Annotated in this window: 22 protein-coding genes and 1 tRNA gene; 11 read left to right on the top strand and 12 right to left on the bottom strand. The window is 70.8% G+C overall.

All coding sequences use genetic code 11. The annotated features are described in order from the left end of the window. Positions 1 to 21 precede the first annotated feature (21 nt). The 4 genes from nuoL to NAMU_RS04930 all read left to right on the top strand — a co-directional run bounded on the left by nuoL (position 22) and on the right by NAMU_RS04930 (position 6,485). Positions 22 to 1,944 (top strand): NADH-quinone oxidoreductase subunit L, encoded by a 1,923-nt coding sequence (nuoL, locus tag NAMU_RS04915; RefSeq protein ID WP_041369831.1) that lies wholly within the window; start codon positions 22 to 24, stop codon positions 1,942 to 1,944. Next, on the top strand, positions 1,941 to 3,707 hold the full coding sequence (locus NAMU_RS04920) for an NADH-quinone oxidoreductase subunit M (protein WP_015746309.1): 1,767 nt from the start codon (positions 1,941 to 1,943) through the stop codon (positions 3,705 to 3,707). The genes nuoL and NAMU_RS04920 overlap by 4 nt, the downstream gene beginning before the upstream one ends. Next, positions 3,707 to 5,407, top strand: coding sequence for an NADH-quinone oxidoreductase subunit NuoN (gene nuoN / locus NAMU_RS04925; protein ID WP_015746310.1), 1,701 nt, complete (start codon positions 3,707 to 3,709; stop codon positions 5,405 to 5,407). The genes NAMU_RS04920 and nuoN overlap by 1 nt, the downstream gene beginning before the upstream one ends. Before the next feature lie 97 nt (positions 5,408 to 5,504). After that, positions 5,505 to 6,485, top strand: coding sequence for a polyprenyl synthetase family protein (locus NAMU_RS04930; RefSeq protein ID WP_015746311.1), 981 nt, complete (start codon positions 5,505 to 5,507; stop codon positions 6,483 to 6,485). On the opposite strand, the gene NAMU_RS04935 is transcribed toward NAMU_RS04930, so the two are convergent. Next, entirely contained in the window at positions 6,450 to 7,631 is a 1,182-nt protein-coding gene (locus NAMU_RS04935) for an FUSC family protein (protein WP_041368444.1), read from the bottom strand. The two genes, NAMU_RS04930 and NAMU_RS04935, sit on opposite strands and share 36 nt — an antisense overlap. Positions 7,632 to 7,656: 25 nt before the next feature. Beyond that, on the bottom strand, positions 7,657 to 7,932 hold the full coding sequence (locus NAMU_RS04940; RefSeq protein ID WP_015746313.1) for a helix-turn-helix domain-containing protein: 276 nt from the start codon (positions 7,930 to 7,932) through the stop codon (positions 7,657 to 7,659). Positions 7,933 to 7,985: 53 nt separating this feature from the next. Here NAMU_RS04940 and map point away from each other — a divergent pair, with 53 nt between their 5' ends. Then, a complete protein-coding gene (map, locus tag NAMU_RS04945; RefSeq protein WP_015746314.1) occupies positions 7,986 to 8,756 on the top strand; it encodes a type I methionyl aminopeptidase in 771 nt (256 codons plus the stop codon). Between the two features lie 29 nt (positions 8,757 to 8,785). Here map and NAMU_RS04950 read toward each other — a convergent pair whose 3' ends face one another. The 3 genes from NAMU_RS04950 to NAMU_RS04960 all read right to left on the bottom strand — a co-directional run bounded on the left by NAMU_RS04950 (position 8,786) and on the right by NAMU_RS04960 (position 12,731). Beyond that, on the bottom strand, positions 8,786 to 9,751 hold the full coding sequence (locus NAMU_RS04950) for an acyl-ACP desaturase (protein ID WP_015746315.1): 966 nt from the start codon (positions 9,749 to 9,751) through the stop codon (positions 8,786 to 8,788). Positions 9,752 to 9,928: 177 nt separating this feature from the next. Then, positions 9,929 to 12,133, bottom strand: coding sequence for an MMPL family transporter (locus tag NAMU_RS04955; RefSeq protein WP_015746316.1), 2,205 nt, complete (start codon positions 12,131 to 12,133; stop codon positions 9,929 to 9,931). Positions 12,134 to 12,176: 43 nt separating this feature from the next. Next, positions 12,177 to 12,731 carry a TetR/AcrR family transcriptional regulator gene (locus NAMU_RS04960; RefSeq protein WP_015746317.1) on the bottom strand — a complete coding sequence of 185 codons (555 nt, stop codon included), beginning with the start codon at positions 12,729 to 12,731 and terminating at the stop codon, positions 12,177 to 12,179. A gap of 268 nt (positions 12,732 to 12,999) precedes the next feature. Here NAMU_RS04960 and dctA point away from each other — a divergent pair, with 268 nt between their 5' ends. The 3 genes from dctA (at position 13,000) to NAMU_RS04975 (ending at position 15,938) form a co-directional block, all read left to right on the top strand. Then, positions 13,000 to 14,397, top strand: coding sequence for a C4-dicarboxylate transporter DctA (dctA, locus tag NAMU_RS04965; protein ID WP_015746318.1), 1,398 nt, complete (start codon positions 13,000 to 13,002; stop codon positions 14,395 to 14,397). 115 nt (positions 14,398 to 14,512) lie between these two features. After that, positions 14,513 to 15,187, top strand: coding sequence for a winged helix-turn-helix domain-containing protein (locus tag NAMU_RS04970; protein WP_015746319.1), 675 nt, complete (start codon positions 14,513 to 14,515; stop codon positions 15,185 to 15,187). Next, positions 15,168 to 15,938, top strand: a complete 771-nt coding sequence (locus NAMU_RS04975) for an SRPBCC family protein (protein ID WP_015746320.1) — start codon at positions 15,168 to 15,170, stop codon at positions 15,936 to 15,938. The genes NAMU_RS04970 and NAMU_RS04975 overlap by 20 nt, the downstream gene beginning before the upstream one ends. Positions 15,939 to 16,059: 121 nt before the next feature. Here the strand turns inward: NAMU_RS04975 and aceB are convergent, their stop codons facing one another. Together aceB and aceA are read right to left on the bottom strand one after the other, a co-directional pair. Continuing rightward, positions 16,060 to 17,748, bottom strand: coding sequence for a malate synthase A (gene aceB, locus NAMU_RS04980; protein WP_015746321.1), 1,689 nt, complete (start codon positions 17,746 to 17,748; stop codon positions 16,060 to 16,062). 91 nt (positions 17,749 to 17,839) lie between these two features. Next, positions 17,840 to 19,162: an isocitrate lyase gene (gene aceA / locus NAMU_RS04985; RefSeq protein WP_015746322.1), complete on the bottom strand. Its 1,323-nt coding sequence runs from the start codon at positions 19,160 to 19,162 to the stop codon at positions 17,840 to 17,842. 341 nt (positions 19,163 to 19,503) lie between these two features. Between aceA and NAMU_RS04990 the strand changes: the two genes are divergently transcribed. Beyond that, on the top strand, positions 19,504 to 21,018 hold the full coding sequence (locus NAMU_RS04990; protein ID WP_015746323.1) for a helix-turn-helix transcriptional regulator: 1,515 nt from the start codon (positions 19,504 to 19,506) through the stop codon (positions 21,016 to 21,018). A gap of 183 nt (positions 21,019 to 21,201) precedes the next feature. On the opposite strand, the gene NAMU_RS04995 is transcribed toward NAMU_RS04990, so the two are convergent. The 4 genes from NAMU_RS04995 to NAMU_RS29765 all read right to left on the bottom strand — a co-directional run bounded on the left by NAMU_RS04995 (position 21,202) and on the right by NAMU_RS29765 (position 23,433). Further along, the gene (locus tag NAMU_RS04995) at positions 21,202 to 21,744 is read right to left on the bottom strand and encodes an SRPBCC family protein (RefSeq protein WP_015746324.1); all 543 of its coding nucleotides are present in this window, start codon (positions 21,742 to 21,744) and stop codon (positions 21,202 to 21,204) included. Continuing rightward, positions 21,741 to 22,052: an ArsR/SmtB family transcription factor gene (locus NAMU_RS05000; protein ID WP_015746325.1), complete on the bottom strand. Its 312-nt coding sequence runs from the start codon at positions 22,050 to 22,052 to the stop codon at positions 21,741 to 21,743. Before NAMU_RS05000 ends, NAMU_RS04995 begins: the two co-directional genes overlap by 4 nt. 52 nt (positions 22,053 to 22,104) lie before the next feature. Continuing rightward, a complete protein-coding gene (rarD, locus tag NAMU_RS05005) occupies positions 22,105 to 23,064 on the bottom strand; it encodes an EamA family transporter RarD (protein WP_015746326.1) in 960 nt (319 codons plus the stop codon). A gap of 111 nt (positions 23,065 to 23,175) precedes the next feature. Further along, positions 23,176 to 23,433, bottom strand: coding sequence for a hypothetical protein (locus NAMU_RS29765; protein ID WP_015746327.1), 258 nt, complete (start codon positions 23,431 to 23,433; stop codon positions 23,176 to 23,178). Between the two features lie 129 nt (positions 23,434 to 23,562). Between NAMU_RS29765 and NAMU_RS05015 the strand changes: the two genes are divergently transcribed. Then, entirely contained in the window at positions 23,563 to 24,492 is a 930-nt protein-coding gene (locus NAMU_RS05015) for a helix-turn-helix domain-containing protein (RefSeq protein WP_015746328.1), read from the top strand. On the opposite strand, the gene NAMU_RS05020 is transcribed toward NAMU_RS05015, so the two are convergent. Beyond that, positions 24,493 to 24,984 (bottom strand): YajQ family cyclic di-GMP-binding protein, encoded by a 492-nt coding sequence (locus NAMU_RS05020; protein WP_015746329.1) that lies wholly within the window; start codon positions 24,982 to 24,984, stop codon positions 24,493 to 24,495. It lies immediately after the preceding gene. Positions 24,985 to 25,170: 186 nt separating this feature from the next. Between NAMU_RS05020 and NAMU_RS05025 the strand changes: the two genes are divergently transcribed. After that, a tRNA-Tyr gene (locus tag NAMU_RS05025) sits at positions 25,171 to 25,252 on the top strand. Positions 25,253 to 25,308 lie beyond the last annotated feature (56 nt).

Below are 25,308 nucleotides of genomic sequence, written 5' to 3' on the forward strand. Positions count from 1 at the left end.
GGAATTGATGCAGTGACGGGTCTGCTCGGAGCCTCCGTGCTCCTCATCGCGCTCCCGCTGGCCGGCGCCATCGTGCTGCTGGTCGGCGGACGGCTGCTGGACCGGGTGGGGCACCTCATCGGCTGCGCCACGGTGCTGGCCGCCTTCGTGCTCGGCGTGGCGATCTTCTTCCACGTCCAGGGCCAGCCGGCGGCCGACCAGCTGAACACGGTCACCGTCTTCACCTGGATGCAGTCGGGCCGCCTGGACATCGACTTCGGGCTGCTGGTCGACCCGCTGTCGATCACCTTCGTGCTGCTGATCACCGGGGTCGGATCGCTGATCCACATCTACTCGATCGGCTACATGTCGCACGACGCCGACCGGCGCAAGTTCTTCGCCTACCTGAACCTGTTCGTGGCGGCCATGCTGCTGCTGGTGCTGGGCGACTCCTTCGTCACCCTGTACGCCGGCTGGGAGGGTGTCGGCCTGGCGTCCTACCTGCTGATCGGGTTCTGGTCGGACCGGCCGGCCGCGGCCACCGCGGCCAAGAAGGCCTTCATCATGAACCGGGTCGGTGACGTCGGCCTGGCCCTGGCCATCTTCCTGATGTTCAAGGAGATGGGGACCGTCTCCTACGACGGCGTCTTCTCCCACATCGACCAGCTCGCCGAGCAGTCGCCGGGCACGGTCACCGTCATCGCCCTGCTCCTGCTGCTGGGCGCCTGCGGCAAGTCCGGTCAGGTGCCGCTGCAGGCGTGGTTGCCCGACGCGATGGAGGGCCCGACCCCGGTGTCGGCCCTGATCCATGCGGCCACCATGGTCACCGCCGGCGTGTACCTGATCGCCCGGTGCTCGCCGATCTATGACGTCACCGCCGACGGCAGCCTGGTCGTCGCCATCATCGGCACCGTCACCCTGCTGGTCGGCTGCATCGGTGGGTGCGCCAAGGACGACATCAAGAAGGTCCTGGCCTACTCGACCGTCTCGCAGATCGGCTACATGTTCCTGGCCGTCGGCCTCGGCGCCGGGGTGTACGCCCTGGGCATCCTGCTGCTGCTGTGCCACGGCTTCTTCAAGGCCGGCCTGTTCCTCGGGGCCGGCTCGATCATGCACGCGATGAACGACGACGTGGACATGCGCCGCTACGGCGGCCTGGCCCGGCGGCTGCCGATCACCTTCGCCACCATGGCCTGCGGCTACCTGGCCATCATCGGCTTCCCGCTGTTCGACGGCTTCTACGCCAAGGACCCGATCATCGAGGCGGCGTTCGCGGCCGGGGGCGTCAAGGGCTGGCTGCTGGGCTCGGCCGCGCTCATCGGCGCCGGCATCACGGCGTTCTACATGACCCGGTTGATGATCATGACCTTCTTCGGTGAGCCGCGCTGGAAGCAGCTCACGTCCACTGATGGGACCGGCCGGGCGTACGAGCCGCACGAGGCGCCGGCCGTGATGACCATCCCGATGATCATCCTGGCCGTCGGCTCGGTCGGCGCCGGTGCCTTCTTCGCCATCAACGATCGCCTGGCCAACTGGCTGGCCCCGTCGGTCGGCCCCTACGAGGAGCCGCACCCGCCGTTCCCGGCCATCGTCGTCACCATCGCGACGCTGGCCGTGGTGGCCGTCGGCGTGTTCATCGCCTACTGGTTCATCGGCCGGCGGCCGGTTCCGGTCACCCCGCCGATGCCGGTCCCGGCGATCGTCACCCTGGCCCGCAACGATGTCGGGGGCAACGCCATCAACGAGACCCTGTTCGCCCGGCCCGGCATCTGGTTGTCCCGGGCGTCGGTGTACGCCGATGCCAGGGGGGTCGACGGGCTGGTCAACGGCACCGCCGCCGCCCTCGGCGGGCTGTCCGGCCGCTGGCGCCGCTGGCAGAACGGTTACGTCCGCTCCTACGCCCTGTCGATGTTCGCGGGCACCCTGGTCGTGGTGCTCATGCTGCTTTTGGTGAGGTCGGCATGAACTCCTGGTACCTGGTCGTCCTGATCTTCCTGCCGGTCGTCGGCGCGCTGGTGCTGGCCGCCATGTCCGGGGCTCCGGAGAAGACGGTCAAGCTGATCGCGCTGGTCTTCTCGCTGGCCGAGCTGGCGGTGGTGGTCGCCCTGTGGATGTCCTACCGGGCGGCGACCACCGACGCGGCGTCGCAGCTGGACGTGCCGTTCCGGGAGACCTTCTCGGTCACCTGGATCCCGTACTTCGGCATCAACTTCAGCCTCGGCGTGGACGGCATCTCGCTGACCATGATCGCGCTGATCGCGGTGCTGATGCCGATCGTGCTGGGCGCCTCGTGGGAGGAGAAGCTGCCGGCCGGCCGGACCATCGGCGGTTACTTCGCGCTGCTGCTGGTCCTGCAGGGCGCGATGGTGGGCGTGTTCGCGGCCACCAACGTCTTCGTGTTCTACGTGATGTTCGAGGTCATGCTGATCCCGATGTACTTCCTGGTCGGCGCGTTCGGCGGGGTCCGCCGGGCCTACGCGGCGACCAAGTTCTTCCTGTACTCGCTGCTCGGCGGCCTGCTCATGCTGGCCTCGGTGATCGGCCTGTACGTGGCCTCCGGGCAGGTGCTGGGCCAGGGCACCTTCGACTGGGTCACGCTGCAGTCGATCGCCGCCCAGATCCCCGAGTCGACCCAGATGTGGATCTTCGCCGGCTTCGCCATCGCGTTCGCGATCAAGGCGCCGCTGGTGCCGTTGCACACCTGGTTGCCCGACGCCGGTACCGAGGCGCCGGTCGGCGCCGGGACGCTGCTGGTCGGCGTGCTGGACAAGGTCGGCACGTTCGGCTTCCTGCGGATCTGCCTGCCGCTGCTGCCGGCGGCCAGCAGCAAGCTGGCCTGGCTCATCATCCTGCTGGCCGTGATCGGCATCCTGTACGGCGCGATCGTGGCGGCCGGCCAGACGGACCTCAAGCGGTTCGTCACGTTCACCTCGATCGCCCACTTCGGCTTCATCGCCCTGGGCGTGTTCGCCTTCACCACCCAGTCGATCGCCGGTGCGGCGCTCTACATGGTCAACCACGGCATCGCCACCGGCCTGCTGTTCCTGATCGTCGGCATGCTCACCGCCCGCGGTGGCAGCAAGCTCGTCGGCGACTACGGCGGGGTGTGGAAGGTGGCGCCGATCCTGGGCGGCTTCTTCCTCGTCGCCGCCCTGGCCACCATCGCCATGCCCGGCACCAACTCGTTCATCTCCGAGTTCCTGGTGCTCATCGGCACCTTCTCCCGGCACCCGGCCTGGGCCGTGCTGGCCACCATCGGCATCGTGCTGGCCGCGGTCTACATGCTGTGGATCTTCCAGCGGACGATGACCGGACCGGTGCGCGGCGCGGCCGTGGTCGGCGGTCGCGGACCGGAGGACCGGCTCGCCGACGGCACCGAGGGCGGTGCGGTGGGCGGGACCGGCGAGCACGGTGACGTCGCACCCGCGCTGACCCCGTTGCCGGTGGGCGCGGCGGCCGTCGGCGGGCAGCCGCACGCCGCCGGCGCCGCGGCGCACGCCGAACCGGGTGGGCACGGCGCGCGGACCAAGGTCAAGGCGCTCTTCGGGGACCTGAACGCCCGGGAGATCACGGTGCTGACCCCGCTGGTGCTGCTGGTGATCCTGCTCGGCGTGTACCCGCAGCCGGTCCTGGACGTGATCAACCCGACGGCGGAACGAACCATGGTCGATGCCGGGTACACCGATCCGGTGCCCGCGATCGACGCGCCGCTGGGAGGCGGACAGTGATGACGGTGCTCCAGACTGCCGCGGTGCAGACCGCGGCCGCGTTCGCGCAGGCCCCGACCGATCCGATCACCGCCCCGACGATCAGCTTCAGCCTGACCGCGCCGGTGCTGATCGCGCTGGGCGGCGCGATCCTGGGCATCCTGTTCGAGGCCTTGCTGCCGCGGCGGGTGCGCTACCCGGTCCAGGTGGTGCTGGCCCTGCTGACGGTGGCCGCGGCGCTGGTCTGGACCCTGCTGGGGGCCAACCGCGGTGACGTCGGGGTGACCTTCGGTGGCGCGCTGGCCGTGGACACCGCGACCTACGTGATGTGGGGCGTGCTGCTGGTGCTGGCCCTGCCGTCGCTGCTGTTGATGGCCGACAAGGTGTCCGAGCCCGGCGGCTCCTTCGTGGCCCAGGCCGCGGCCCGGATCGGCTCGCACCGGGACCGGTTGGCCACCCGGGTCTCGGCGCCGATGCAGACCGAGGTCTTCCCGCTGGCCCTGTTCGCGGTGGCCGGGATGATGATCTTCCCGGCGGCCACCGACATGGTGACCCTGTTCGTCGCCCTCGAGGTGCTCTCGCTGCCGCTGTACCTGCTGTGCGGGCTGGCCCGCCGGCGCCGCCTCATCTCGCAGGAGTCGGCGGTCAAGTACTTCCTGCTCGGGGCGTTCACCTCGGCGATCTTCGCCTACGGCCTGGCCATGCTCTACGGCTACTGCGGTTCCACCCAGTTCGCCGCGGTGGCCGCGCAGGCCCGGGCCGGCGACAGCAGCGACGTGCTGCTGCTGGGCGGCCTGGCCCTGGTGATCGTCGGGCTGCTGTTCAAGGCCTCCGTCGGCCCGTTCCACCTGTGGACCCCGGACGTCTACCAGGGTGCGCCGACTCCGGTGACCGCGTTCATGGCCGCGTGCACCAAGGTCGCCGCGTTCGCCGCGATGCTGCGGGTCTGCCTGGTCGCGCTGGAGCCGATGACCTGGACCTGGCAGCCGGTGCTGGCCATCATCGCCGGCGCGTCGATGGTGATCGGGTCGGTGATCGGGATCACCCAGACCGACATGAAGCGCATGCTGGCCTACTCGTCGGTGGCCCACGCCGGGTTCATCCTGCTCGGCGTGATCTCGATGTCCGAGGCCGGTGCCTCGGCGACGATGTTCTACCTGCTCACCTACGGCATGGCCACCATCGGCGCCTTCGCCATCCTGACCGTGGTCCGCAAGGGCGACGGGGAGGCCTCGCACGTGGGGGACTGGGCCGGGATGGCCAAGCGCTCTCCCGTGCTGGCTGCGTCGATGAGCCTGTTCCTGCTGTCCTTCGCCGGCATCCCGCTGACCGCCGGGTTCATCGGCAAGCTGTCGGTGTTCACCGCCGCCATGCAGGCCGGGCTGGGCCCGTGGGTGGTGCTGGCGATGATCGCCACCGCCATCACCGCGTTCTTCTACCTGCGGATCGTCGTGGTCATGTACTTCGCCGACCCGGTGACGACCAGCCCGACGCCCGCACCGGTGGCCGTCGCCGCCGGCGGCGGCCAGCCGTCGGCCGCGGTCGGGGAGCGCCGCTTCCTGGCCGCCGGGGCCGGCGCGCCGGACGCCCCGTTCGTCGTCGTGCCGGGCCTGCTCACGGTGATCGTCATCGCCGTGGCGGTCATCGTCACCCTGGGGCTCGGCCTGTTCCCGGGTCCGGTGCTCGATCTGCTGACCATCCCGGTCCCCCTGCTGTCGTGAACGCCACTGGGGTGACCGATCCGGCGAAGCCGGCGTCCCGGCGAGGCGGGAGCACCGGCCGGCCTGACATAGGCTCGTGGGTGTGAACGCCCCGACCATGCTCGCCGGCATCCAGCTCACCGACCCCGACCTGTCGGCGCGCGTGGCCGCGGGCCTGGGTCGGGTCGAGGACCTGCTCGAACGCGAACTGATCAGCGAGTTCAGCTTCGTCACCGAGGCCGCCTCGCACCTGATGCACGCCGGCGGCAAACGCTTCCGCCCCTTGTTCACCCTGGTCGCCGCCGGCGTCGGGCCCCGCCCCGACGCCGAGGAAGTGGTCGTCGCCTCCGCGGTGGTGGAGCTGATCCACCTGGCCACGCTCTACCACGACGACGTCATGGACGAGGCGCAGATCCGGCGCGGCGCCAAGTCGGCCAACGCCCGCTGGGACAACTCGATCGCCATCCTGACCGGCGACTTCCTGTTCGCGCACGCCTCCCGGCTGGTCGCCAGCCTGGGTGAGGACGCAGTGCGGATCATCGCCGAGACGTTCGCCGAGCTGGTCACCGGCCAGACCCGGGAGACGGTCGGACCGGGCCCGGACGAGGACCCGATCGACCATCACCTGCGGGTGCTGGACGAGAAGACCGCGTCGCTGATCGACACCTGTGCCCGCTACGCCGGGATCTTCTCCGGCGCCCCGGAGGAGCACGTGTTGGCGCTGCGCCGGTATGGCCGGGCGGTCGGGGTGGCCTTCCAGATCTCCGACGACATCCTGGACATCTGCTCCACCGACTCGGGCAAGACCCCCGGCACCGACCTGCGCGAAGGGGTGCGGACGCTGCCCGCGCTGTACACCCTGGGCGATCCGGCGGCCGACCCGCGGCTGCGCGAGCTGGTCGCCGGCCCGATCCGGTCCGAGACCGACCTGGCCGAGGCGGTCACCCTGCTGACGGCCTCGCCGGGCATGGCCACCGCGCGGCAGACGCTGTCCGGCTACGCCGACGCGGCCGCCGCCGAGCTGGCCCTGCTGCCCGATTCGTCGGCCAAGGACGCGCTGGCCTCACTGGTGCGCTACGTCATGGACCGCACCCGCTGAACCCGGGGGCTCGGCCGTCCCGGCCCGCTCCAGGTCCTCCAGGATCCGGTTGAGCGGCCGGCGGGTGATCGAGGCGACCCGGGTGTGCTCACCGGCCACGAACGCCTGGCGGGCCGCCCGCGCCCGGGCCAGCGCGGCCGCGTACTCGCGGCCGGCCAGGGCGTCGTCCAGGGCCTGCGCCAGCGGCTCGGTCAGCTCGCGCAACGAGTCCGGCCGCAGCTGCGCGTCCTGGTCGAAGTCGAACCGCTCGGCGAAGGTCATCACCTCCTCGGCGAACGCCTGGATGTTCACCGCGCTGCGGGCGGCCAGCTGGCGGGTGGGCTCCAGCCGGCCGACCTCGCGCAGGGCGCCGCGCCGCAGCACGCTCCAGCCCGCGGAGCGAGCGGCGCTGGTGATCTGCGCCTGCATGGTGCGGATCCGCTCCTGGGCCTGATCGAGCCGCTCGATCACGCCGAGCATCTCCCGGGTCCCGTCCAGCACGGACCGGCCCGTTTCTCCGGCGATCCGGGTGGCGTCGCGCAGGCCCGAGGTAAGGGCCTGGGCGATGGCGGCGAGTTCGGCCCGGGCGGCCACCCGCGGATCGGCCGGGAACAGGAACGGGGTGAGCAGGGCGGTCACCGCGGTGCCCACCCCGGTCTCCCACAGCCGGGTCAGGCCGTAGGCGCTGGCGTCGGGGTTGCTGAACACCAGCAGGGCCGAGACCGCGACCTGCATGTTCGGCTGGTTGCCGATCCGGACCAGCATGCCCAGCAGCAGGGACGCGGCCAGCACCACGCTGATGGCCAGCAGGCCCGGCGACATGACGCGCAGCACGGCCAGTCCCAGCAGCAGCCCGATGAGCACGCCGACCAGCCGGGACCAGGACAGGTTGAAGGCGGAGAACGGGTCGGACTTCAGGCTGACCAGCGGCACCAGCACGGCGTAGATCGGCGGGTCCTGCGCGCCCAGCCACAGGCACACCTGCCAGCCGACGGCCGCGACGATGACGATCCGGGCGATCTGCGGCAGCTCCGTCCGGGCGATGGCGCCGAACGCGGCCCGGTCGATCGGCGGCAGGCCGGCCAGGCTCCGCAGCCGCCGGACGGCGCGGTTCCCGGGTGCGGCGCCGGACTCACCGGCCATCGCCGGACCCCGCCGGGCACCCATCAGAGCCAGCCATCACGGCCGGCCATCAGGAAGCCTCGCCCAGCGGGTCGGACCGGCCGGCCGGGTCCAGCTCGGCCCAGATCTCGTCCAGGGACATGCCGACCTCGCTGGCCAGCAGCGCGACCGTGGTGAACGACGGGGTGGGGATCCGGCCGGTCTCGATCTTGCGCAGCGTTTCCGGGGAGATGCCGGCCGCGCCGGCGACGTCGAGCAGGGTCCGCGTCCCGCGGGCCTGCCGCAACAGGGCGCCGAGCGCGCGCCCACGGCGCAGCTCGTCGGCGGTGAGGGGAACCCGGACCATGCCGGTATAGTAGTACCGGGATTTTTATACCGTCGTCGTCAGGGAGTCGTGTCGTGATCCAGGTGCTCAGTCCGGCCCAGGTGGAGGCGGCCCGCCCGGTCGGGCGCTTCGTCGGTTCCACCCTGGCCCAGTTGCGCGAGCGGACCGGGCCCGGCACCAACCTGCTCGACATCGACGCCTGGGCGCGGGAGCTGATCGCCCGGGCCGGCGCCGTCTCCTGCTACGTCGACTACGCCCCGTCGTTCGGCCGCGGCCCGTTCGGCAAGGTCATCTGCACCTCGGTCAACGATGCGGTGCTGCACGGCCTGCCGCACGACTACGCGCTGCGCGCGGGGGATCTGCTCACCCTGGACTTCGCGGTCAGCCTGAACGGCTGGGTGGCCGACGCCGCCGTCAGCTTCGTGGTCGGCGAGCAGCCGGACGCGGCCGACCAGCGGCTGATCGAGACCACCCGGCGGGCCCTGGCCGCCGGCATCGCGGCGGCCGGTCCCGGGAAGCGGATCGGCGACATCTCGCACGCGATCGGCACGGTGCTGACCGGCGCCGGCTTCCGGGTCAACACCGAGTTCGGCGGCCACGGCGTCGGCACCACCATGCACCAGGATCCGCACGTGCCCAACAACGGCCGGCCCGGCCGCGGCCTGACCCTCAAGCCCGGCATGCTGCTGGCCATCGAGCCGTGGGTGATGGCCGACACCGACCGGCTCACCGTGGACCGCGACGGGTGGACGCTGCGCAGCAGCACCGGCTGCCGCACCGCGCACTCCGAGCACACCGTGGCCATCACCCGGGCCGGCGCCGAGATCCTCACCCAGCCGGCCTGAGCCGGCGCGAGCCGGCCTGCTGAGCCGGGCTAGCGGTTGGCCCGGGCCGCCTCGCGGGCCCGCAGCCGGTCCCGCTGCTCGACGAAGCGGGTGGCCTGGGCGTCCAGCGTGTTCAGGAAGTCGGCCAGCTCGATCCGGGCCTGCTCGCCGGCCGGGCCGAAATCGTCGCGGTCGAACACCTTCCAGTACTTGAGCACCGGCATGATCACCGCGTCGTGGTGCAGCCGCAGGTCGTAGATGCCGGCCTTGGCGATGGTCACCGAGTTGCGCTGGAAGTCGGTCATCCCGGCGCCGGGCATGGTGAAGCCGACGACCTCGTCGCGGATGGCGCACATGGTCTCGTCGGGCGCCCGGTCCAGGGCGGCCTGCACCAGGTTGCGGTAGAAGATCATGTGCAGGTTCTCGTCCTGCGCGATCCGGCCGAGCAGCTGCTCGGCCACCGGGCAGCCGGTGGAGGCGCCGGTGTTGCGGTGCGAGACCCGGGTGGCCAGCTCCTGGAACGAGACGTAGGCGACGGCCTGCAGCATCGTCTTCTCGCCGGAGTCGTAGCCGGCGGTCATGTGCTCCATCCGCAGGGCCTCGAGCTTGACCGGGTCGACCCCGCGGGTGACCACCAGGTAGTCGCGCAGCGCGATGCCGTGCCGGCCCTCCTCGGCGGTCCACCGCCCGACCCATTGCCCCCAGGCGCCTTCCCGGCCGAACCGGGTCGCGATCTCGCGGTGGTAGCTGGGCAGGTTGTCCTCGGTGAGCAGGTTGACCACCATCGCGGTCTTGGCCACCGGGTCCAGCGGGGAATCCTCCGGCACCCAGTCCTCGCCGCCGAGGAAGGCGAAGTCCCGGCCCCGGCTCCACGGGATGTAGTCGTGCGGCATCCAGTCCTTGGCGATGGCCATGTGCCGGTTGAGGTTCTCCTCGACCACGGCCTCCAGCTCGTACAGCAGCCGGGTCTGCACGCCCTGCGCCCCGTCGGGCAGGCGGCCGCCGTTGACGCTCACGCGATCACGGCCAGGACCGACGGGCGGACGAGCTGGGCGAACCGTTGCAGACGCATGGAATCTCCGGCGAGCAGGCGATAAGGGTCGACTAAGTCAGTGCCTCCGTCAGACTAGTTCAGGACCGCCATGATCGGGATGGACCAACGTCCCGCGCCGGGACGTCGGTCCATCCGTCGTTCAGCGTTCGCCGGCGTCGACCAGCTCGCGGGCGGGCGGCGGCGCATCCGGCCGGTCGCGCTCCAGTCCGGCGCCCTCGACGTCCAGGGTGGGCAGCCAGGCCAGCCACCGCGGCAGCCACCAGGCCCGCTCGCCGAGCAGGGCCAGGGCCGCCGGCACCAGCACCATCCGGACCACGAAGGCGTCCACCAGGATGCCGATGGCCAGGGCGAAGGCGATGGACTTGATCGGCCCGTCGCCGGCCGGCACGAACCCGGCGAAGACCGAGAACATGATGGCCGCGGCGGCCACCACGACGGGAGCGGCCTGCCGGAAACCGGTCCGGATGGCGTCCAGCGGGGCGGCGCCGTGGGCATGCGCCTCGTGCATCCGGGAGACCAGGAAGACCTGGTAGTCCATGGCCAGCCCGAACAGGATGCCGATCACGATGATCGGGGTCAGGCTGATCAGCGGCCCGGTGCTGTCCAGGTTGACCAGGGCCGACAGCCAGCCCCACTGGAACACCGCCACAGTCGCACCGAGGGCGGCGCCCACGGTGAGCAGGAAGCCGAGCACCCCGACCAGCGGCACCAGGATCGACCGGAACACCAGCACCAGCAGGATCACCGCCAGGCCGACGACGATGGCCAGGTAGATCGGGAGCGCCGCGTTCAGGGCACTGGCCACGTCGTTGCTGACCGCGGTCGCGCCGGTGACGTAGGTGTCCACCCCGCTGGTCACGGTGGGCAGCACCGCCCGCAGGTCGTGCACCAGCTGCTCGGTCGCCTCGGTGGTCGGCCCGGACTGCGGGATGACGGTGAGCAGGGCGGCGGTGCCGTCGGCGTTCGGGATCGGCGGGGTCACCAGCGCGACGTCGGTCAGACCGGACAGCGAACCCGACGCCCCCTGAGCCTGGGCCGCCGCGTCGGGCCCCTCGAACATCATGGTCAGCGGGCCGTTGAAGCCCGGCCCGAACCCGTCGGCGAGCAACTGCTCGGCCCGGGCCTGGGTGGTGCCCTCGGCCGGCACGGCGACCAGGGTGGTCCGCATGGAGAAGAACGGAATGGCCATCACGCCCAGCGCGACGAAGGTGACCAGCACGGCAATCACCTTGTGCCGGGTGACGGCGCCGACCCAGCGCTGGTAGAAGCCGGGGGCCTCGACGGCGTGCTTGCCGCCGGCGGGCACGGTCGGGGCGTTGCGGCGCCGGCGGGGCAGCGCGCGCAGGCCCAGGAAGCTCAGGATGGCCGGCACCAGGGTCAGCGCCACCAGCACGGCGACCACGATGGTGGCGGCCGCGGCGATGCCCATCTGGGTCAGGAACGGGATGCCGGCGACGAACAGGAAGACCAGCGCGATGACGACGGTCAGCCCGGCGGTCACCACGGCCGAACCGGCGGTGCCGACGGCCACGCCGATCGCGGTGGGCACGTCGGCGCCCCGCTGCAGCTCGTGCCGGAACCGGGTGATGATGAACAGCGCGTAGTCGATGCCGACGGCCAGGCCCAGCATGGTGGCCAGCACCGAGGTGGTCGACTGCAGATCGACGAAGCCGCTGACGATGGTGATGCCCAGCACGCCCACGCCCACGCCGACCCCGGCGGTGAGCAGGTTCATCCCGGCCACCACCAGCGAGCCGTAGGTCAGGGCCAGGATCAGCAGGGCCAGGATCACCCCGATCGCCTCGCCGGCGCCGGCCGGCACCTGACCCTGGTTGGTGACCGCGGTGCCGGTGACCTCCACGGTCAGCCCGGACGTGCGGGCCTGGTCCACCGCGCCCAGCAGTGCGTCCTGCTGGGCGGCGCTCACCCCGCCCTGCGGCACGCCGTAGGTCACCGTGCTGTAGCCGGTGCTCTGGTCGGCGTTGACGCCGGGCGCCTGCGGGTTGAGCGGGTTGCTGGCGTTGACCACACCCGGGAGCCGGCCCAGCTCGTCGACCAGGGTGCCGACCGCGGCCGCGTTCTCGGGCGTGGTCAGGGTCTGACCGGCCGGCGCCTGCAGCACCACGCGGGCGCTGGCGTTGTTGTCACCGGCGCCGAACTGGGTGGAGATCTTGTCCAGCGCGATGGTCGATTCCTGGCCCGGGATGGAGAACGTGTTCGACGTCGAACCGCCCAGGGTGGCCGCGCCGACGCCGGCCAGGGTCAGGACGACCAGCCAGGTGATGACGACGGCCCAGCGTCGCCGGTGGGCGAACGTGCCGAGTCGGTAGAGCAGGCGAGCCATGGGTGGGCTTCTTTCTGTCCGGGTGGGAGTGGGGCAGGCTGGGTCAGCTGCGGGGATGGCCGAGGGTGTCGAAGCAGGCCTGCAGGATCGAGGGCCGCCAGGCCGAGGACTGGCCCTGCTGAGCCGCGGCAATCGTCAGCACGGCGACGGCGGACAGGGCGCCGATCACCCGGACCAGGCGGTCGGTGGCGGCGGTCTCCGGGTCGACCCCGAACACGCCGAGGACGGCGTTCGCCGGGCCGTCGTCGGGGGCTTCGTGGGTCGGCTGCAGGGCGGGGGAGAGCAGGAAGGCGACCAGGCCGGGGTGCGCGGCGGCGATGTCCAGCACGGCCTCCAGGGCGCGGCGGTCGCGGACCGGGCCGACCGGCAGGTCGCAGACCTGGCTGGCCAGTTGATCGCCGAGCGTGCCGACCAGCCCCAGGACCGCCTCGTGGATGGCGTCCTTGGTCGGGAAGTGGTGCAGCAGACCTGCTTTGGACAGGCCGACGGCGTTGGCGATGTCCTGCACCGAGGTCTTGGCCACGCCCTGGTGGGCGAACAGGGCGGCGGCCCGGTCGAGGATGCCGTCGTCGATCTGCTGACGGAAGGCGCGGCTCATGGCGGTCACCGTACCGCATGACCGACCAAAATGGTCGGTATACCGACCGAAGTGGTAGGGACCACAGGTCGGGCCGGCGAGCGCCCGGTGGCCCGGTCGAATCGACCGGACTCGGCGCCGACGTTCTCGATACGCATTTCGGATCGAATCACCGGGTTGCCGACGATTCAGTTGACCGACCCGTTACAACGTTGTCATCCCGAGCCGGTCATCGGCTGGCAGTGTCCTGGTCGAATCCCTGTGACCAAGTTCCCACCTGGAGATGTACATGGTGCAGCACGTCGAGACCGATCCCGACCCAACGCCTCCGAAGACCCGAAAACCCTGGTACCGATCGCTGTTCCTGCAATTGCTGGTGGCGATCGTCGCCGGCATTCTGGTCGGCTGGTGGTGGCCCGAGCTGGGTGCTTCCCTCAAACCCCTGGCCGACGGGTTCATCAAACTCATCAAGATGCTGATCGCGCCGATCATCTTCTTCACCGTGGTGATCGGGATCGCCCACGTCGGCGACCTGAAAGCCGTTGGCCGGATCGGGGTCAAGGCGCTCATCTACTTCGAGGTCGTCACCACCTTCGCGCTGTTGTTCGGGCTCGTCGTGGGCAACATCGTGCAGCCGGGAGCCGGTTTCCAGGTCAATCCGGAAACCCTGGCCACCGGGGCCGACGCGATCGCCAAAAAGACCGGTGACGGCTCCCTGCCGCACACCGTCGAGTTCCTGTTGAACATCATTCCGACCTCGATCATGTCCGCGTTCGCCGAGAATGCGTTGCTTCAGGTGCTGTTCTTCGCGGTGCTCTTCGGATTGGCGATGGCCAAGTTCAGCCAGCGCTCGAAGACGCTGTATTCGGTGATCGACCAGGCCAGCCACATCTTCTTCGCCATCATCGGCTGGATCATGAAGCTGGCTCCGCTGGGCGCCTTCGGGGCGATGGCCTACATCATCGGCCAGTACGGCATCGCGTCCCTGGGCAGCTACGGCAAGCTGATCGCCTGCTGCTACCTGGCGGCCGTGCTGTTCATCGTTGTGCTCGGCGGCATCGTCAAGGTGCTGGCCGGGGTCAACCTGTGGAAGCTGATCGTCTACATCAAGGACGAGCTCTTCCTGGCTCTGGGCACCGCGTCCACCGAGGTGGTGCTCCCGCGGATCATGGTCAAGCTGACCAACGCCGGCTGCGATCGGGCGGTGACCGGCCTGGTGGTGCCGACCGGCTACTCGTTCAACCTGGACGGCGCCACGCTCTACCTGTCGATCTGCGTGCTGTTCCTGTCCCAGGCCCTGGGCGTCGAGCTGTCCCTGGGCGAGCAGATCACCGCGGTGCTGGTGCTCATGCTCACCTCCAAGGGGATGGCCGGGGTGCCCGGCTCGTCGTTCCTGGACCTGTCGGCAACGGTGGCGGCGATCGGGCACGGTGCCATCCCGGTGGCCGCGGTCGCCCTGCTGCTGGGCGCCGACCGAATCATGGACTCCATGCGGGTGTCGGTGAACCTGCTCGGCAACTGTGTGGCCTCGTTCGTGGTCGCGAACTGGGAGGGGCGGCTGGACAAGGAGCGGATGCGGGCCGTGTTGGCCGGCGAGCCGGTCGAGCCGCTCACCGAGATCGCGCCGGACGGCACCGTGCAGCCGCTGGCCGAGGAGGAAGCGCTGCTCGCGGGGCCCCGCGACTGACGGCCCCGCCCCCGGACCGAGGCAACGGCCCCGCCGATCGACGCGATCGGCGGGGCCGTTCGCGTACTCACGGCGACCAATTGACAAATAGTTTTGTCTATTCGACACTGGGCCGGTGAGCGCGGCCCTTGCCTTCCTGGACACCCCCGAGCGAGTAGCCAGCGCGCTGCCCGACCTGCGCCGGCGCCTGCTGGAGCGGCTGCGCGAGCCGGCGTCGGCGGCCGAGCTGGCCCGGGAGTTCGGCCTCCCGCGGCAGAAGCTCAACTACCACCTGCGGGTGCTGGAGGGGCAACACCTGCTGGAACTGGTCGAGTTGCGGCCCCGGCGCGGGTTCACCGAACGCGTGCTGCGCTCCGTCGCGGGCGCGCTGGTAGTCGACCCCGGCGTGCTGGGGGACACTGCCCCCGGCGACGGGGACCGGCACGCCGCCGAGCATCTGGTCCGGACGGCCGGCGCGATGGTCCGCGACGTCGGCCGGATGGCGGTGCGGGCCGAGGAAAGCGGCACACGGTTGCTCACCTTCACCCTGGAGAGCGACGTCCGGTTCGCCGCGCCGGGCGACCTGCACGACTTCACCGACGCCCTGGCCCAGGCCGTCGCCGCGGTGGTCGCCGCTTTCGACACCCCGGGCGGCCGGCCCTACCGGTTGCTGGCGGCCGGACATCCGGCGGTGCAGAACAACGCGGTCCAGAACAACGCGGTCCAGAACAACGCGGTCCAGAACAACGCGGTCCAGAACAACGCGGTCCAGAACAACGAGGAGGCATCCGATGGCCGAACCCCGCAGTGACGACCCGGCGCCGATCATCGAGGTCACCGTCGCCGCCCCGATCGACGAGGTCTGGCCGGCCCTGCGTGATCCCGGCCAGCTGCGCAACTGGCACGGCTGGGAGTACGACCTGCCCGACGGCACCGACGCCCTCGAGGCGGAGATCCAGACGATCTACTTCAACCCCACGGTCACCGAGGAACCACCGCACCGGCTCTCGCTGGGCACCGACGTCTTCGAACTGGCCGAGGTCGACGGCGGGGTCCGGGTCCGGATCACCCGCGCCCCGCGTGGGGCCGACCCCGACTGGGACGCCTACTACGACGACATCACCGAGGGCTGGCGGACCTTCCTGTTCCAGCTGAAGTGGGCCCTGGAGCGGCATCCGGGGCAGACCCGGGTCACCCACTTCACCGCCGGCACCCCGCACCGACCGGGTCCGGTCGTGTCCCGGCTCGGCCTGGTCGAGATCGCCGCGCAACCGGTGGGCAGTGCGTTCACCACCGTGCTGCCGATGGGCCTGGCCCTGTCCGGCACGGTCTTCTTCCGCACCGAGCACCAGCTCGGCCTGACCGTCGCCGAATGGGGGGACGGGCTGCTCGAGGTCGCCGACTCACCGCCGGCGCCGCACCGGCCGGTGGCCGGCTCAGCCGCGATCCTGAGCCTGTACGGACTTGGCGAGGACGCCGTGACGCAGCTTCGGGCCACCTGGGACCGCTGGTGGGACCGCGAGTTCCGGGCCGTGACGATGCCGGGGGAGCCGTCCGCCTGAGCAGCCGGCAGCCCGGACCCGCAGATGCAGAAACGGCCCGGCGACCCCTGGTGGGGGATCGCCGGGCCGCTTCCGACTACGCCTGAGTGTGGTGGTCAGGCGGGCTTGTGGGTCGAACCGCTCAGGCGGGCTGGTGCTCCCGCGGAACGCGCTCGGACATCCGCAGGTCGTCGGGGCCGATCGGGCCGGTCGGCTGCAGCGGCCGGGCGATCAGATACCGCACGTAGGCGTACGGGGTGAAGAAGCCGGGCAGGTCGTCACCCAGGGCCGCCTCGGCGAAGACGTCCCGCGCCTCGTCGACGTGCCGGTGGGCCCGCTCGTCCTTGGCCTGGGCATGCAGCTCGGCGACCTCGTGCTCGATCAGCTCGTCGACCAGCTTGCGGGTGACCACCAGGCCCTCGGCGAGCTTGGTCTTGTAGTGCAGCCACTGCCACACCTGGGTGCGGGAGATCTCGACGGTGGCGGCGTCCTCCATCAGGTTGTCGATCGCCACCGCACCCTGCTCGGACACCCACGCGGTCAGGTAGCGCAGGGCGACCGCGATGTTGGTGCGCAGCCCGGCCAGGGTGACCTGGCCCGGGGTCGAACCCGGGTTGACGATGTCCGCGGCGGTGACGTGCACGTCCGGACGCTGCTTGTCGAGCTGGTTGGGCCGGTCGCCCAGCACCGCGTCGAACGCGGCGGTGCAGGTCGCCACCAGGCCGGGGTGCGCCACCCACGAGCCGTCGAAGCCGTCGGCGGCCTCCCGCTCCTTGTCGGCCTTGACCTTGGCCAGGGCCTGCTCGGTGACCTGCGGGTCGGCCTTGTTCGGCACGAACGCGGCCATGCCGCCGATCGCGTGGGCGCCCCGCTTATGGCAGGTCGAGACCAGCAGCTCGGTGTAGGCACGCATCATCGGCGTGGTCATCGTGACGTTGGCCCGATCCGGCAGCACGTACTCCGGACCGCTGTTGGCGAAGGTCTTGATGTAGCTGAAGATGTAGTCCCAGCGGCCGGCGTTCAGGCCGGAGGAGTGGTCGCGCAGCTCGTAGAGGATCTCCTCCATCTCGAACGCGGCCGGCAGGGTCTCGATCAGCACCGTCGCCCGGATGGTGCCCTGCGGGATGCCGAGCAGGGCCTGCGCCTGGACGAAGATGTCGTTCCAGAGCCGCGCCTCCAGGTGCGACTCCAGCTTGGGCAGGTAGAAGTACGGACCCGCCCCGGCGTCGATCAGCGCCTGCGCGTTGTGGAAGAAGAACAGGCCGAAGTCGACCAGGGACGCGGGCAGCGGCCGGCCGTCGATCGTCAGGTGCTTCTCGCACAGCCGCCAGCCCCGGGGGCGGACGACGATGGTCGGGGTCTTCTCGCCGACCTTGTATTCCTTGCCGTTCTCGTCGGTGAAGTCCAGGTTCCCGCGGATCGCGTCGAACAGGTTCAGCTGCCCGTCGACCACGTTGAACCAGCTCGGCGCCGTCGCGTCCTCGAAGTCGGCCATCCACACCCGGGCGCCGGAGTTGAGCGCGTTGATGCTCATCTTGCGGCTGGTCGGGCCGGTGATCTCGCAGCGGCGGTCCTCCAGTCCGGGCGCCGGTGCGGCGACCTGCCAGGCGGCATCCTCACGCACCGAGGCGGTCTCGGCCAGGAAGTCGACCGGCTCACCGCCGGCGATGCGCTTGCTCCGCTCGCGCCGCGCGGCCAGCAGGTCCGCGCGCCGGCCGGCCGAGGCCCCGTCCAGCTTGGCCAGGAACGCCAATGCCTCCGGGGTGAGGATCTCGTCGAACCGGGGATGCATGATGCCCTTGATCTTCGGGGCCTTGGGCGGTCCGAACATCGGAATACTCCTGTCAGGAAAACGTGCTGGTGGATTGGTGTCGGCGCCGAGCCGGTGCGGCGGTGCAAGCCGGCCCGGCGCCGAGGCTAGATCAGTGGAACTGCTCTTCTTCGGTCGACCCCTTCAGGGCCAGCGTGCCGCTGTCGGGGTTGAGGGCGGTGGCGACCTGGTCGAAGTAGCCGGTGCCGACCTCGGCCTGGTGCTTGACCGCGGTGTACCCGACGGCCTCGTCGGCGAACTCGCGCTCCTGCAGCTCCACGTAGGCGCTCATGCCGGTCTTGGCGTAGCCCTGGGCCAGGGTGAACATCGAGTGGTTCAGGGCGTGGAAGCCGGCCAGGGTGATGAACTGGAAGGCGTAGCCCAGATCGCCCAGCTCGTCCTGGAAGGTGGCGATCTCGGCGTCGGACAGCTTCGAGCGCCAGTTAAAGGACGGCGAGCAGTTGTAGGCCAGCAGCTTGCCCGGGAACTCCTTGTGCAGTTCCGTGGCGAACTCGCGGGCCAGGCCCAGGTCCGGGGTGCCGGTCTCGACCCAGATCAGGTCGGCGAAGCGGGCGTACTGCTTGGCCCGGGCCAGCACCGGCTCCAGGCCGCTGCGGACCCGGTAGAACCCTTCGGAGGTGCGCTCGCCGGTCAGGAACGGCTGGTCGACCGGGTCGACGTCGCTGGTGATCAGGTCGGCGGCCAGCGCGTCGGTGCGGGCGACGATGATGCTCGGCACACCGGAGGTGTCGGCGGCCAGCCGGGCGGCGTTCAGGGTCCGGCAGTGCTGGCTGGTCGGGATCAGCACCTTGCCGCCCATGTGGCCGCACTTCTTCTCCGAGGCGAGCTGGTCCTCCCAGTGCACCCCGGCGGCGCCGCTGGCGATCATGCCCTTCATCAGCTCGAACGCGTTGAGCGGGCCGCCGAAGCCGGCCTCGGCGTCGGCGACGATCGGCACCAGGTAGTCGGTGCCGGTCTTGCCGGCGGCGTGGTCGATCTGGTCGGCGCGCAGCAGGGCGTTGTTGATCCGGCGGACCACGGCGGGCACCGAGTTGGCCGGGTACAGGCTCTGGTCGGGGTAGGTCTGGCCGGACAGGTTGGCGTCCGCGGCGACCTGCCACCCGGACAGGTAGATGGCCTCCAGGCCGCCCTTGACCATCTGCACGGCCTGGTTGCCGGTCAGCGCACCCAACGCGCGGGTGAACTTCTTGGTCTGCAAGGCGTTCCAGAGTCGCTCGGCCCCGCGACGGGCCAGCGTGTACTCCTCCTGGACGGTGCCGCGGAGCCGGATCACGTCCTCGGCGGTGTAGGAGCGCTCGATGCCGGCCCAGCGGGCGTCGTCGGCCCACTCCTGGCGCAGCAGGGCTGCCTGGTCCGAGTTCCGGTTCGCCGCGCGCCCCTCGGTGGTGGCGGTGGCATCCAACGTGGCGGTCATTGCTGGCCGTCCCTTCTCGTTCGCATCGGCTCCGGTCGCTCGCCGGTCCCGGTTGGGGGGCGAGTGACCTGCCGTTCATCTGCTCGACACCGCAACTGTCGGCTCCCGGGTCAAGGCCCTCAACGGAACTCGCTTGTAAAGAAACGCGATTCTTCCGCTATCGTGCAGGAGTGAGCGATCCAGCCCCGATCAGGCCCCTGAAGGCAGGGATGAGCCCGCGTGACGCGCGTCACTCAGTTGCGCCGGCGGCCCCGGCCGGGGTGGGAAAAGCCGGTACGCAGCACATTTCGGCTCGTTCGGCGCCGGGGAGTCGATCACTGCGGTCCGCCGTCGAATCGCCCGTGGCGGACCGGCCGGCTGTCAAAAGTTCTGGTCCGCGATCCGCGCAGGCTCGATCGGAGCCGATCAGAACCGAACAGAACGCCGGCGCCCCCGACCCGTTGACCATCGGCCGCCGGCTGCGGCACCTGCGCAAGGCCGCCGGCCTGACGCTGTCCGACGTCGCCGAGGCCGCCGGCATCAGCCCGTCGGCGCTCTCGTTGTTCGAGAACGGCAAGCGGGAGGCCAAGCTGTCGCTGCTGACCACCCTGGCCGGGGTGCTCGGCACCGATCTGGGGGAACTGCTGGCGGTGGCCCCGCCGAGCCGGCGGGCGGCGCTGGAGATCGAGCTGGAACGGGCGCAACGCTCGTCCGGGTTCAAGTCGCTGGAGATCGCGGCGGTCAAGCCGGGCCCGCGGCTGCAGACCGAGGCGCTGGAGTCGCTGGTCGGCCTGCACCGGGCGCTGGCCCGGATCCAGGCCGAGCGGCAGGCCACCCCGGAACAGGCCCGCCGGGCCAACGCCGAGTTGCGCGCGGAGATGCGCCGGCGCGGCAACTACTTCGGCGAGATCGAGAAGGTGGCCGCCGATCTGCTGACCGCCACCGGGTACGAGGGCGGTCCGATCACCCGGTCCGTGGTCGACCGGCTGGCCGCGCACCTGGGCTTCCGGCTGCGGCACTCGGGGGATCTGCCCCAGTCCACCCGCACGGTGACCGACCTGGCCCACCGCATCATCTACCTGCCCCAGCCCGACGCCGGCCAGCACGACTCGCGCTCCCTGGCCCTCAACGCGCTCGGCCATGTGGTGCTGGGACACGAAGTGCCGCAGGACTATTCGGAGTTCCTGCGGCAGCGGGTGGAGATCAACTACTTCGCCGCCTCGCTGCTGATCCCCGAGCGCGGCGCGCTGACCCTGCTCCGGCGGGCCAAGGCGGCCAAGGACATCGCGATCGAGGACCTGCGCGATGCCTACGCGGTCTCCTACGAGACCGCCGCGCACCGCTTCACCAACCTGGCCACCCGGCACCTGGACCTGCCCGTGCACTTCATGCGGATCAGCAAGGCCGGGGTGATCTACAAGGCCTACGAGAACGATGGCGTGCAGTTCCCGATGGACGCGTCCGGGGCGATCGAGGGCCAGCGGGTCTGCCGGTACTGGACCGCCCGGGTCGTCTTCGACCGGCCCGACCTGTCCTCGGCCTACCAGCAATACACCGACACCAAGTCCGGAACCTATTGGTGTACGGCCATTGTCGACCGCACGGCGCAGGGCTTGTTCTCGGTCAACGTGGGTGTGCCCTACGCCGACGTCAAGTGGATGCGCGGTCGGGAGACCACCGAACGCTCCCGCTCCCGCTGCCCGGACCCGACCTGCTGCGCCCTGCCGCCGTCCGAGCTGGCCGACCGCTGGGAGGGCATGGCCTGGCCCAGCGCCCGGGTGCACTCGCACCTGCTGGCCGCCATGCCGCCCGGGGTCTTCCCGGGGGTGGACCAGGTCGAGGTGCTCGGCTTCCTGGAGCGGCACTCCGCCGACTGACCCGCGCCCGCCCCGCGCCCGCCCCGCCCCCGCCCGCACCCCTTGGCCGCGCGGATCAACTACCCCGGCGCGGCCGAAACTGCACCGAATGTGACGCCAGTGACGGCAGAAGCCGACTTCATCCGCGCCGGGCCTGCCGGGCCTGCCGGTCACGATGGGGACGCGCGGCGCGGGGGCCGCCGGTCAGGACGGGCGCGCGGCGAGCACCTCGTCGGGGATCCACGCCCCGTGCGGGAGGCCGGCGGCCACGTGCGCGTCGTGCAGCGGCCAGAAGTCGGCCAGCGGTTGGCTGTGCGGGCCGTCGCTCGGGATGCCCTGCAGGACCTTGTCCAGCTCGCCCAGGCAGCCGTACCAGCCGGTGGCGTTGCGCGCGGCGGTGTCGGCACTGACCAGAACGTTGAGCAGGACCAGCCGGCACCCGGCCTCGGTCCGGCTCAGCTCCAGATGGATCTCGTCGCCGCCCCAGCCGAAGGCGAAGCGGTGCGGCGGATCCCAGGCCAGCACCCGGTCGACCTGCGGCGGCTCGGGCAGATTCGGATCGCCCAGAAAGGTGATCTCGCCGCCGACCCGCGGCTCGTAGCGCACCTGCGAGGGAAACCAGGCGGGCAGTTGCTCGGGGTCAGTGACCGCGGCCCACACCCGCTCGATCGGCGCGGGCAGCAGGCGCTCGAAGCGCACCGCGGGCCGCCCGCCGACCTGCACGTAACTGCCCAGATCCACGATCATGACGATTCCTCCAGATGGTCTTCCAGGCGGTCCAGGCTGTGGTTCCACCGCCGCCGGTAGGGGGCGAGCCAGGCGTCGATCTCTGCCATCGGTCGCGGGTCCAGCCGGTACAGCCGGCGTTGGGCGTCCTTGCGCACCTGGACCAGGTTGGCCTCGCGCAGCACCCGCAGATGCTTGGACGCCTGAGGTTGAGTCAGCTGCAAGCGCTCGACCACGTCGTTGACCGCGTGCTCGCCGGTGGACAGCAGATCCAGCACCGCCCGTCGATGCGGGTCGGCCAGGGCCGCCCAGGTGGTCTCGCTCACCACACCAATATGCCCAACGACGCATATACGTGTCAAGGCATATAGCCGAGCTACGTCAGTGGGCGCGCCGGGCCACCGAGGTGCGGCGAGCCTGCCGCATGGCGTCGACGGTGAAGACGATCAACGCGGACCACACCAGCACGAACCCGACCCAGCGATAGGCCGGCATGGGCTCGTGGAACCAGAGGACGCCGAGCAGGAACTGCAGCACCGGGGTCAGGTACTGCAGCAGGCCCAGGATGGACAGCGGCAGGGCCTGGGCGGCGGCCGCGAAGGCCAGCAACGGGACACAGGTGACCAGTCCGGTCGAGGCCATCAGCAGTACGTGACCGCTCCCGTAGGAGGCGAACGTGGACGTGCCGGCCACCGTGATGGTGACCACGTAGATCAGGGCGGGGACGAACTGGACCAGTCCCTCCGCGGTCAACGACGCGGTCGGGGCCAGCGGGATGATCTTCTTGACCAGCCCGTAGAAGCCGAATGAGAACGCCAGGGACAGCGCGACCCAGGGGAAGCTGCCGCCGGCCACTGCGAGCACGACCACGGCGCCGGTGCCCAGGCCGACCGCGGTCCACTGCGGAATCCGCAGCCGCTCCCGGAAGAGCAGCACCCCCAGCACCACGCTGACCAGAGGGTTGATGAAGTAGCCCAGGGCGGCCTCGACGACGTGCCCGTTGTTGACCGCCCAGATGTAGATGACCCAGTTGACCGAGATCAGGATGGCCGCGGCCACCACCAGACCCCACACGCGCGGCGGCATGGTCACGATCGCCCGCCAGCCACGGACGACGGTCAGGATGATCGAGGAGATCGGCAGCGACCAGAGCATCCGGTGGGCAAGGATCTCGATCGCCCCGGCCGGCTCCAGCAGGGGGAAGTACAGCGGGAACATGCCCCACAGGCCGTAGGCGATGAGGCCGAACATCAGGCCGCGGGGCGGCACGGCGTTCGTTGACGCGGGGGTGACGCCGGCCTTCGATCGTGACCCGGCCGGTAGGCCCGACTCCTGCGGCACTCGACACCCCGATCCTCTGCCGGTTCACGGTAGGTCGGGTGGGGCCCGGCAAGCGAATCGGACGTGCCCCGGTCGCCTGGGCGGGCCGGGGCACGGGCGGCTGCACGGCCGTCAGCAACTGCCGCCGTCGCCCCCGCCGCCACCCCCGCCGCCACTGTCGCCGAACGAGCAGCCGCCGCCGTCGTGGCCGCCGCCCCAGCTGCCGCCGTCGAAGGCGCCCCCGAACCAGCCGCTGCTGCCGCTGTCCCCGGCCCCGGTGTGGGTGGTCCGCCGTCGCCGGCCACCCGGCGCGGGCCGGCGGGCCGACCCGATGATCGACCCGATCACGATGAGCGCCGCCAGCACGATCCACACCACTGCGAGTTCCATCTCGACCTCCCTGTCGCTGGGCTGCTGCCGATCGGACCGGTCCGGTCCTGAGGCAACGGTGGCAGCGACCGCGGGCTCGCGGAAGTAGGCTTGCAATATTGCACGATTAGATCAAGGGAAGGTAAAGCGATGGCTGCCGATCCGCCGTCGGTGCGGGAACGCCGGCTGGCCGCCGAACTGCGCCGGGCCCGCCAGGCCGCGCAGCTCAACGGCCGCGAGGTCGCCGCGCTCACCGGGTGGTCGACGTCCAAGGTGTCCCGGATCGAGAACGGCCGGATCGGCATCGGCGCGGCCGATCTGGACCGGCTGCTGGAGCTGTACCAGGTGCCGCCGGACGCGTCCGCGCTGTTGCGGCGACTGGCGCCCGACGGCCGGGCCCACGGCTGGTGGGAGGCGTACGCGGATTCGCTGTCCACCGGGTACGCCACCCTGCTGCGGCTGGAGGCCGGGTCGAGCGCCCTGCGCAGCTACTGCGCGCTGATCCCGCACCCGCTGTTGATGACGCCGGCCTACATCCGGCAGGTCGTCCGCTCGACCTGGCAGCAGCCGTCGGCGACCGAGATCGATCGGCGCGTCCAGGTGTGCCTGCGCCGCCAATCCGTGCTCACCCGGGACGAGGGCCCGGACCGCACGACGCCGAGGCGGCTGGAACTGGCGGTGGTGCTGGACGAGGCGGTGCTGCACCGGGCGGCCACCGCCGGGCCGGCCCGACCGGAGGATTCCGGCCATGCCGGCGCCGATCCGATCGCGATCCGCCGGGACCAGCTCGCGCACCTGCTGTCCGCCGCCCGCTGGCCGGCGGTGACCATCCAGGTCCTGCCGTTCACGGCCGGCATCCCGCCGGTGAGCGCCGGGTCGTTCTCCCTGCTGGAGTCGGCCGCCACCGGCGCGCCCGACCTGGTCTACCTGGAGAACAAGACGCGGATCTCGTTCGTCGACGGCGAGGACGAGGTCGACCGTTACGCCCGCGACCATCGGCTGCTCACCGAACTGGCGCTGCCCCCGGCGGACTCGGCCGACCTGATCGCCGACCTCGCGCGGGGGAGCAGCGGCCGGTGATCAGCGGTAGTTGGTGAACTGCAGGGCGATGTCCAGATCGGCGTTCTTGAGCAGTGCGATGACGGCCTGCAGGTCGTCGCGCTTCTTGCCCGTCACCCGCAGCTGATCGCCCTGGATCTGCGCCTGGACGCCCTTGGGGCCCTCGTCCTTGATCCGCTTGGCGATCGCCTTGGCCTTGTCCGAGGCGATGCCCTGGACGATCTTGCCGGTCACCTTGTAGGTCTTGCCCGAGGCGGTGGGCTCGCCCATGTCCAGGGCCCGCAGCGAGATCCCGCGCTTGACCAGCTTCTCCTTGAACACCTCGATCGCGGCCAGGCAGCGCTCCTCGGTGCTGGAGGTGATGGTCACCCCCTCCTCGCCGGCCCACACGATGGTGGTGTCGGTGCCGCGGAAGTCGAACCGCTGGGACAGTTCCTTGGCCGCCTGGTTGAGGGCGTTGTCCGCCTCCTGATGGTCGACCTTGCTGACGATGTCGAACGAGGCGTCTGCCACGACTGACTCCTTCCCGAAGTGCGCTTGACCGGCCGCCGGTCCGCGGTGCGAACCGGGTCCGGCCCACCATCCAACACCCGCCCGCGGGCGGGCGGACCAGGCAGGCCCGATCCGGCTCGATGCCGATTCGGTTCCCGCGCGGTCGCCCGGTACGCTGTGTCGGGCCCGGCTCGCCGGGCACATCCCGGCAGGTTGCCCGAGCGGCCAAAGGGAGCTGACTGTAAATCAGCCGGCATTGCCTACGGGGGTTCGAATCCCTCACCTGCCACCGCGGTGGACAAGCGGGTTCGCTCTACGGAGCGGGCCCGCTTTGTCGTTTCCGGG

The organism is Nakamurella multipartita DSM 44233 (assembly GCF_000024365.1).
GTDB lineage: Bacteria > Actinomycetota > Actinomycetes > Mycobacteriales > Nakamurellaceae > Nakamurella > Nakamurella multipartita.

What these genes read in the sequence shown, in the direction of transcription:
- NAMU_RS04920 (WP_015746309.1), top strand. Translation starts at nt 1,941, where the DNA reads ATGAACTCCTGGTACCTGGTCGTCCTGATCTTCCTGCCGGTCGTCGGC.
- dctA (WP_015746318.1), top strand. Translation starts at nt 13,000, where the DNA reads ATGGTGCAGCACGTCGAGACCGATCCCGACCCAACGCCTCCGAAGACC.
- aceA (WP_015746322.1), bottom strand. Translation starts at nt 19,162, where the DNA reads ATGACCGCCACGTTGGATGCCACCGCCACCACCGAGGGGCGCGCGGCG.
- NAMU_RS04930 (WP_015746311.1), top strand. Translation starts at nt 5,505, where the DNA reads ATGCTCGCCGGCATCCAGCTCACCGACCCCGACCTGTCGGCGCGCGTG.
- nuoN (WP_015746310.1), top strand. Translation starts at nt 3,707, where the DNA reads ATGACGGTGCTCCAGACTGCCGCGGTGCAGACCGCGGCCGCGTTCGCG.
- NAMU_RS04955 (WP_015746316.1), bottom strand. Translation starts at nt 12,133, where the DNA reads ATGGCTCGCCTGCTCTACCGACTCGGCACGTTCGCCCACCGGCGACGC.
- NAMU_RS04975 (WP_015746320.1), top strand. Translation starts at nt 15,168, where the DNA reads ATGGCCGAACCCCGCAGTGACGACCCGGCGCCGATCATCGAGGTCACC.
- aceB (WP_015746321.1), bottom strand. Translation starts at nt 17,748, where the DNA reads ATGTTCGGACCGCCCAAGGCCCCGAAGATCAAGGGCATCATGCATCCC.
- NAMU_RS04960 (WP_015746317.1), bottom strand. Translation starts at nt 12,731, where the DNA reads ATGAGCCGCGCCTTCCGTCAGCAGATCGACGACGGCATCCTCGACCGG.
- NAMU_RS04935 (WP_041368444.1), bottom strand. Translation starts at nt 7,631, where the DNA reads ATGGGTGCCCGGCGGGGTCCGGCGATGGCCGGTGAGTCCGGCGCCGCA.
- NAMU_RS05015 (WP_015746328.1), top strand. Translation starts at nt 23,563, where the DNA reads ATGGCTGCCGATCCGCCGTCGGTGCGGGAACGCCGGCTGGCCGCCGAA.
- NAMU_RS04995 (WP_015746324.1), bottom strand. Translation starts at nt 21,744, where the DNA reads ATGATCGTGGATCTGGGCAGTTACGTGCAGGTCGGCGGGCGGCCCGCG.
- NAMU_RS04940 (WP_015746313.1), bottom strand. Translation starts at nt 7,932, where the DNA reads ATGGTCCGGGTTCCCCTCACCGCCGACGAGCTGCGCCGTGGGCGCGCG.
- NAMU_RS29765 (WP_015746327.1), bottom strand. Translation starts at nt 23,433, where the DNA reads ATGGAACTCGCAGTGGTGTGGATCGTGCTGGCGGCGCTCATCGTGATC.